This is a genomic window from Roseateles sp., from assembly GCF_039929605.1.
Classification (GTDB): Bacteria; Pseudomonadota; Gammaproteobacteria; order Burkholderiales; family Burkholderiaceae_C; genus Pelomonas.
In genome coordinates this window covers 52,869-59,977 of the sequence record NZ_JBDSQX010000208.1, presented here as the reverse complement: position 1 = coordinate 59,977, position 7,109 = coordinate 52,869, and the positions used below count along the sequence as shown (strand labels likewise).

The 7,109-nt window shown below is 67.1% G+C and carries 6 protein-coding genes, 1 pseudogene and 1 CRISPR repeat array; all 7 genes and pseudogenes read left to right on the top strand.

Features of this window, described 5'->3' with window-relative positions:
• Positions 1-40 precede the first annotated feature (40 nt).
• A CRISPR array of direct repeats spans positions 41-805; the repeat unit is 36 nt; unit sequence AGTCTAGATCACTGGGAAATGCACTCTGGCCGGAAC.
• Positions 806-1,076: 271 nt separating this feature from the next.
• The 7 genes and pseudogenes from msrP (at position 1,077) to glmU (ending at position 7,071) form a co-directional block, all read left to right on the top strand.
• Positions 1,077-2,054 carry a protein-methionine-sulfoxide reductase catalytic subunit MsrP gene (msrP, locus tag ABIS05_RS28030; RefSeq protein ID WP_348012796.1) on the top strand — a complete coding sequence of 326 codons (978 nt, stop codon included), beginning with the start codon at positions 1,077-1,079 and terminating at the stop codon, positions 2,052-2,054.
• Positions 2,055-2,058: 4 nt separating this feature from the next.
• Positions 2,059-2,667 carry a protein-methionine-sulfoxide reductase heme-binding subunit MsrQ gene (locus ABIS05_RS28025; protein WP_348012795.1) on the top strand — a complete coding sequence of 203 codons (609 nt, stop codon included), beginning with the start codon at positions 2,059-2,061 and terminating at the stop codon, positions 2,665-2,667.
• A 40-nt stretch (positions 2,668-2,707) separates the two neighbouring features.
• A pseudogene (locus ABIS05_RS28020) lies at positions 2,708-3,253 on the top strand (FAD-dependent oxidoreductase); the annotation flags it as partial.
• 318 nt (positions 3,254-3,571) lie between these two features.
• Positions 3,572-3,955: a dihydroneopterin aldolase gene (locus ABIS05_RS28015; RefSeq protein ID WP_348012798.1), complete on the top strand. Its 384-nt coding sequence runs from the start codon at positions 3,572-3,574 to the stop codon at positions 3,953-3,955.
• Positions 3,956-3,960: 5 nt separating this feature from the next.
• On the top strand, positions 3,961-4,878 hold the full coding sequence (ttcA, locus tag ABIS05_RS28010) for a tRNA 2-thiocytidine(32) synthetase TtcA (RefSeq protein WP_348012794.1): 918 nt from the start codon (positions 3,961-3,963) through the stop codon (positions 4,876-4,878).
• A gap of 120 nt (positions 4,879-4,998) precedes the next feature.
• Positions 4,999-5,625 carry a DUF4136 domain-containing protein gene (locus ABIS05_RS28005; protein WP_348012793.1) on the top strand — a complete coding sequence of 209 codons (627 nt, stop codon included), beginning with the start codon at positions 4,999-5,001 and terminating at the stop codon, positions 5,623-5,625.
• A gap of 66 nt (positions 5,626-5,691) precedes the next feature.
• Positions 5,692-7,071: a bifunctional UDP-N-acetylglucosamine diphosphorylase/glucosamine-1-phosphate N-acetyltransferase GlmU gene (glmU, locus tag ABIS05_RS28000; RefSeq protein ID WP_348012792.1), complete on the top strand. Its 1,380-nt coding sequence runs from the start codon at positions 5,692-5,694 to the stop codon at positions 7,069-7,071.
• Positions 7,072-7,109 lie beyond the last annotated feature (38 nt).

The window sequence follows — 7,109 nt, the reverse complement described above, 5'->3', positions numbered from 1 at the left end:
CTGGCCGGAACACCCAGATTCCGATCGTGTCAAGCTGCACAGTCTAGATCACTGGGAAATACACTCTGACCAAAACGTATAATGCCCGTGGCTGACCTGCGCGAAAGAGTCTAGATCACTGGGAAATGCACTCTGGCCGGAACCGAGAACTGTTCACACTGGTTGCCGCAACCAGTCTAGATCACTGGGAAATGCACTCTGGCCGGAACACCGTTCGTGGCGAGGAGCGGGTGATCGGTAGTCTAGATCACTGGGAAATGCACTCTGGCCGGAACCGCGAGCTGTTCACACTGGTTGCCGCAACCAGTCTAGATCACTGGGAAATGCACTCTGGCCGGAACACATCTTCACGCAGGTCGATGTCACGGCCCAGTCTAGATCACTGGGAAATGCACTCTGGCCGGAACCCCATGGGCATCAGCGCCCGCCAACTTGCCGAGTCTAGATCACTGGGAAATGCACTCTGGCCGGAACAAGTACGACCAGTACGACAGCGAAACGGGTAGTCTAGATCACTGGGAAATGCACTCTGGCCGGAACCTTCCTCAGTTATAAGCGCAATATGTTTCGAAGTCTAGATCACTGGGAAATGCACTCTGGCCGGAACTATCACATCAAGGAACATCATGGCCGGTGAAGTCTAGATCACTGGGAAATGCACTCTGGCCGGAACAAGAGGCGGAGGAAAACGGCCGCGACTCTGAGTCTAGATCACTGGGAAATGCACTCTGGCCGGAACACCTGTTCCACGGTGATGACCAGGGCGCGGAGTCTAGATCACTGGGAAATGCACTCTGGCCGGAACAGGCGCCCAAGGTGATCTCGCCGATCTGCGGGTCATCCGCCTGTCGTTTCCCCAGGCCCAGGCGGCCCGGCGTGAGCGGGATGGATGGATCCAAGCTGGAGAGCAAGGCGATCTTTCGCGTGTCGGCGGCCCCGCGTGAGCCCGCCGCTGAGCCGGGTACCCATGGAGAGTCGGAATCTCAAGTAACGATCAGCACGATCACGCCGCCCGGTGTAAGTTGCGCCCGTCCTGCGCCGACCCAGTGGTCAGCCTCCAGCCCCGAGAGACCCCCATGCTGATCCGAACCCCTGCCCTTCACGACCCCCTGCCCAGCGAAATCACGCCGCGCTCGGTCTACCTGAACCGCCGCAGTGCGCTGGTGGGCCTCTCCGGCCTTGGCGCCATGGCCGCGTCGCCGCTGGCGCTGGCCCAGTCGCCTGCGGGCGGCGGCAAGCTGGCCAAGCTGCCCGGTGCGCACTCCACCGCAGCCGGCGCGATGGTGCTGGACAAGCCCACCAGCTACGCCGACGCGACCTCGTACAACAACTACTACGAGTTCGGCACCGACAAGGCCGACCCCGCCCAGCGCGCCCACACGCTGAAGACGCGCCCCTGGACGGTGGCCGTCGAGGGCGAGTGCGCCAAGCCCGGCAACTACGACATCGACGCGCTGCTCAAGCTCAGCGCCCAGGAGGAGCGCATCTACCGGCTGCGCTGCGTGGAGGGCTGGAGCATGGTCGTCCCGTGGGTGGGCTATTCGCTGTCGGAACTGATCAAGCGCGCCGAACCCACGGGCAAGGCCAAGTTCGTCGAGTTCACGACGCTGGCCGACAAGTCCCAGATGCCCGGCCTGCGCTCCGGCGTGCTGGACTGGCCCTACGTCGAGGCCCTGCGCCTGGACGAAGCCATGCACCCGCTGGCACTGCTGACCTTCGGCATGTACGGCGAGGTGCTGCCCAACCAGAACGGCGCGCCGGTGCGCGTCGTGCTGCCCTGGAAGTACGGCTTCAAGTCGGCCAAGAGCATCGTCAAGATCCGCTTTGTGGAGAAGCAGCCGCGCAGCAGCTGGGAGCAGAGCGCGCCGCAGGAGTACGGCTTCTATTCCAACGTGAACCCCAACGTGCCCCACCCGCGCTGGAGCCAGGCGGCCGAACGCCGCATCGGCGAGGACGGGCTGTTCGCCAAGAAGCGGCCGACGCTGATGTTCAACGGCTACGAGGCGCAGGTCGGGCAGCTCTACGCGGGCACGGACCTGAAGAAGTTCTACTGAGCCGATGAAGGCTGTCCTGTCGAAGGCGCTGCTCAGCCGAGCCGCCAAGCCACTGCTGTTCCTGCTCTGCCTCGCACCGCTGGCCTGGCTGGTCTACGCGGCGGCCACCAACCACCTCGGCGCCAACCCGGCCGAGGCGCTGATACGCCGGCTGGGCGACTGGACGCTGCGCGGCCTGTGGCTGACGCTCACCATCACGCCGCTGCGCCAGCTCACGGGCCTGGCCGCGCTGGCGCGCTTTCGCCGCATGCTGGGCGTGTTCACCTTCAGCTATGCGTCCCTTCATCTGCTGGCCTACGGCTGGCTGGACATGGGCCTGGTGCCGGCCGACATCGCAGCCGACATCGTCAAGCGGCCCTTCATCCTGATGGGCTTCACGGCCTGGGCGTTGATGCTGCCGCTGTTCGCCACCAGCTTCAACAAGGCCATCAAGGCCCTGGGCGCCAAGCGCTGGCAGGCGCTGCACAAGGCGGTCTACGCGGTCTCGGTCATCGCGCTGCTGCACTTCATCTGGATGCGCGCCGGCAAGCAGAACTTTGCCGAGCCGGCCGTCTACGGCGCGATCCTGGCGGTGTTGCTGGGCTGGCGTGTCTGGAAGCGGTTGCGCGCCTAGGGCTGACTGGGATAATTCGCGGCTTTGCCCAGCCCGCACCATGCCCAGCCCCCTCTCCATCGACGTAGCCATCCTCGGCGGCGGCCCCGCCGGCTGCAGCGCCGCGTCGTGGTTGGGCCAGATGGGCATGACGGCGTTGCTCGTCGAGCGCGAGCCGCGTTTGTGCGCCGCGCTGGCGGGGCTCCACTTCACGCAGGACTGGGTGCTGGGCGAGCCGGCCGCGCGGCTGGCCGCTTTAGGCGAGCATTACGCCGCCCAGGCTGAAGGCACGCCGGGCATGACGCTGCGCCTGGGCACGCGAGCCGAGTCCGCCCGCCACACGCCCGAGGGCTGGACGCTGCAACTGGCCACCGGCGAGCACGTGCAGGCGCGCGCGCTGCTCGTCGCCACCGGCCTGCGCCTGCTGCGCCCGGCGCGCTATTTCGCCGTGCCGCATGACCGCGTGCTAGACGCCGCCCAGCTCACCGCTCGCCGCGACACGCTGCCACCGGGCCGCGTGCTGCTGCTGGGCGCCGGCGACAACGCGGCTGAGAACGCTCTCTTCCTGGCGGAACGCGGCCATGACGTGACCGTCTGGTCACGCGGCAGCTGGCGCGCGCAGACCCACCTGGCCGAGCGGGCCGAGGCGCATCCGCGCATCGCGGTGCGCCTGGCCACGCCGCTGCCGGAGGCGCTGCCGCCCGACGTCGAGGGCGTCACCGTCGGCCCCGAGCGCTTCGATTTCGTGGCCGCGCTGCTGGGCTTCGAGCCCGAGCCCTCGGCCTTCGCGCTGCTTGACGAAGCCTCGCGCCAGCGCGCCTTTGTTGCCGGCGACGCCAGCCGCCGCTGGCACCCCTGCGTGCAGACGGCGCTGGCCGACGGCGTGCAGGCCGCCAAGCAGATCGAGCTGGCGCTGCGCCCGCAGGTGGCCGCCGCGCCGCAGCGGTACAACAACCGCCAGGTCATCCACCTGCAAGGCCTGCGCTTTCGCGCCAACCTGGGCGTGCTCGACTTCGAGCGCACCGGGCCGCAGCCCATCCAGGTCGATGCCGAAGTGAACCTCGGCTCGCTGCCGGTCGTCGCGCGCGACGCCGACATCGGCCATGTGCTCGACTACCGCCGCGTGCGCACGGCCATCATTGACGAGTGCACGGCTGAGCACACCGACCTCGTCGAAGCCCTGCTCGGCAAGCTCTGCAACCGCCTGATGAGCCTGCCCGGCGTTGTCGGCGTGCGGCTGAAGCTGACCAAGCTCGAAATCTTTCCCGACTGCGAAGTCGCAATCAGCACCGAACTGGGTGCTTGGTAATCACCATGTCTGAAGTTCTCGATTTCGCCGAACAAGCCGCCGCCGACAAGAGGGCCGCGTTCGAGATCAACAAGCTGTCCAAGCGCCTGCACCGCCAGGTGGGCCAGGCCGTCACCGACTTCAACATGATCGAAGACGGCGACAAGGTCATGGTCTGCCTGTCCGGCGGCAAGGACAGCTACGCGATGCTCGACATCCTGCTGAACATGCAGGTGCGCGCGCCGATCAAGTTCAGCATCGTCGCCGTCAACCTCGACCAGAAGCAGCCCGGCTTCCCCGATGAGGTGCTGCCCAACTACCTGAAGAGCCGCGGCGTGGATTTCCACATCGAGACGCAGGACACCTACTCCATCGTCAAGCGCCTCATCCCCGAGGGCAAGACGACGTGCTCGCTGTGCTCGCGCCTGCGCCGCGGCATCCTGTACCGCGTGGCCGGTGACCTGGGCGCGACCAAGATCGCGCTGGGCCACCACCGTGACGACATGGTCACGACGCTGTTCCTGAACATGTTTTTCGGCAGCCGCCTGAAGGGCATGCCGGCCAAGCTGGTCAGCGACGACGGCAAGAACGTCATCATCCGACCGCTGGCCTACGTGAAGGAGCCCGACCTGGCGCGCTGGGCCGAGCACCGCGAGTTCCCGATCATTCCGTGCAACCTCTGCGGCAGCCAGGACAACCTGCAGCGCGTACAGGTCAAGGCCATGATCAACGAGTGGGAGAAGCGCTACCCGGGCCGCATCGACAACATCTTCACGGCCATGGGCAACATCGTGCCCTCGCACATGATGGACAAGAAGCTGTTCCCGTTCGAGACCATGCGCGCCACTGGCAAGGCCGAGCCCGATGGCGACATCGCTTTCGACGACGACGAGAGCTGCGCGCCGCCGGCCACGGCGAACGTGGTGCGCCTGATGCCCGAATGAGGCGCTGCTGAGGTGCGCCCGAGAAGGCCTAAAAGCTGACATTTCGATGCACCCGCACACACTGCGGCAAACTGGCCCTCTCATGATCAGCGGCACAGCCCGTCATCGAAGGAGGCAAGCATGTTCACTCCCACCCGTCGGCTGGTCCTGACCAGCCTCAGCGCCGCCGCTCTGCTGGCCATCACCGGCTGTGCCGGCCCGTACACCGTCGGCGCCGACGTTTCCAGCTATGGCAGTTGGCCGGCTGACCGCAAGCCCGGCACCTTCGCCTTCGACCGCCTGCCGTCGCAGCAACAGAACGACGAGGCCACCAAGCGCCAGACGGCGCTGGAAGACGCCGCCAAGGCCGCGCTGGAGAAGGCCGGCTTCAAGCCTGCGGCAGACGCCAAGAGCGCCGACATACTCGTCACGCTCGGCGCCCGCGTCACCGCCTACGACCCCGTGCCATGGGACGACCCGCTGTGGTGGCGCTGGCGCGGCCGCCTGCTGTCGCCGCGCTACGGCTACATCGGCGCAGGCCCCTGGGGCTGGCGCCAGGACCCCTTCTTCGACCGTCGCTACGACCGCGCCGTGGCCGTGCTGCTGCGCGACCGTGCCAGCGGCGAGGCGCTGTACGAGACGCATGCCAGCAACGAGGGCATCTCTGCCGGTGATGCGCTGCTGACGCCGCTGTTCGACGCGGCGCTGGCCGAGTTCCCCGCCGTCAACCCGAAATCGCATCGCGTGTCGGTGCAGGCGATTCGATAGCGGGAGCCCTCGCCCTGCCTGACCATAATCGCGACTTCGTTAAAACGCAGTCGCAACAAGGCAGGCATGGCGCTCAACATCGTGATCATGGCGGCGGGCAAGGGCACCCGCATGAAGTCCGCAACGCCCAAGGTGTTGCACAAGCTCGCGGGCCGCTCGCTGCTGGCCCATGTGCTCAAGAGCGGTGAGCCGTTGGCCGCCGAGGCGCGCATCGTCATCACCGGCCACGGCGCCGAGCAGGTCGAGGCCGCCGTCGCGGCGCCGGGCCTGTCATTCGTGCGCCAGATGCCCCAGCTCGGCACCGGCCACGCCATCCAGCAGGTCGTGCCCGTGCTCGCGGGCGAAGGCACCACGCTGATCCTCAATGGCGACGTGCCCCTGATCGCGACGGCCACCGCCAAGGCCCTCATCGACACCTGCGCCGGCCACGCTCTCGTGCTGCTGACGGTGGACCTCGCCGACCCGAGTGGCTACGGCCGCATCATTCGCAACCCCGATGACGGCGGCGTGCTCGCCATCGTCGAGCACAAGGACGCCACGCCGGCGCAGCGCCTCATCCACGAGGGTTACAGCGGCATGATGGCCGCGCCCACCGGCGCGCTCAAGCGCTGGGTCGGCCAGCTCAGCAACAACAACGCCCAGGGCGAGTACTACCTGACCGACATCGTCGCGATGGCCGTGGCCGAAGGCCTGCCCGTGCTGGGCATCAAGGCCGGCAGCGAGACCGAGGTGCTGGGCGTCAACGACCCCGTGCAGCTCGCGCAGCTGGAGCGTGCCTTCCAGGCCCAGCAGGCTGTTGAACTGATGCGCGCGGGCGTGCGCCTCGCCGACCCCGCCCGCTTCGACCTGCGCGGCACGCTGACGCACGGCCAGGATGTCGAGATCGACGTGAACTGCGTCTTCGAAGGCCATGTGACCCTCGGCGACGGCGTGCGCATCGGCGCCAACTGCGTCATCCGCAACGTGACGATCGGCGACGGCGTGCGCATCCACGAGTTCACGCACATCGACGGCGAGGCGGCCGGCGCCAGCGTCGGCGCGGGCTCGCTGATCGGGCCTTTCGCCCGCCTACGCCCCGGCGCGCAACTGGGCTCGGACGTCCACATCGGCAACTTCGTCGAGGTCAAGAATTCGACGCTCGCCAACGGCGCCAAGGCCAACCACCTTGCCTACCTGGGCGACGCGACGGTGGGCGAGCGCGTCAACTTCGGCGCGGGCAGCATCACCGCCAACTACGACGGCGCCAACAAGCACCGCACCACCATCGGCGACGACGTGCATGTGGGCTCCAACTGCGTGCTGGTGGCCCCGGTCACGCTGGGCAACGGTGCCACCATCGGTGGCGGGTCCACGATCACCAAAAGCGTTGCATCTGGTGACCTCGCCGTGGCCCGTGGCAAACAAGTTGCATTGCCTGGCTGGACCCGTCCGACCAAGAAGCGTTGAACAGGTGGGTCGTCGTGACTTAGTTCCGGCGATTGCTT

Bases quoted from the DNA above. Each gene is read 5' to 3' on its own strand.
- ABIS05_RS28005 (WP_348012793.1), top strand. From the start codon at position 4,999: ATGTTCACTCCCACCCGTCGGCTGGTCCTGACCAGCCTCAGCGCCGCC.
- ttcA (WP_348012794.1), top strand. From the start codon at position 3,961: ATGTCTGAAGTTCTCGATTTCGCCGAACAAGCCGCCGCCGACAAGAGG.
- glmU (WP_348012792.1), top strand. From the start codon at position 5,692: ATGGCGCTCAACATCGTGATCATGGCGGCGGGCAAGGGCACCCGCATG.
- msrP (WP_348012796.1), top strand. From the start codon at position 1,077: ATGCTGATCCGAACCCCTGCCCTTCACGACCCCCTGCCCAGCGAAATC.
- ABIS05_RS28025 (WP_348012795.1), top strand. From the start codon at position 2,059: ATGAAGGCTGTCCTGTCGAAGGCGCTGCTCAGCCGAGCCGCCAAGCCA.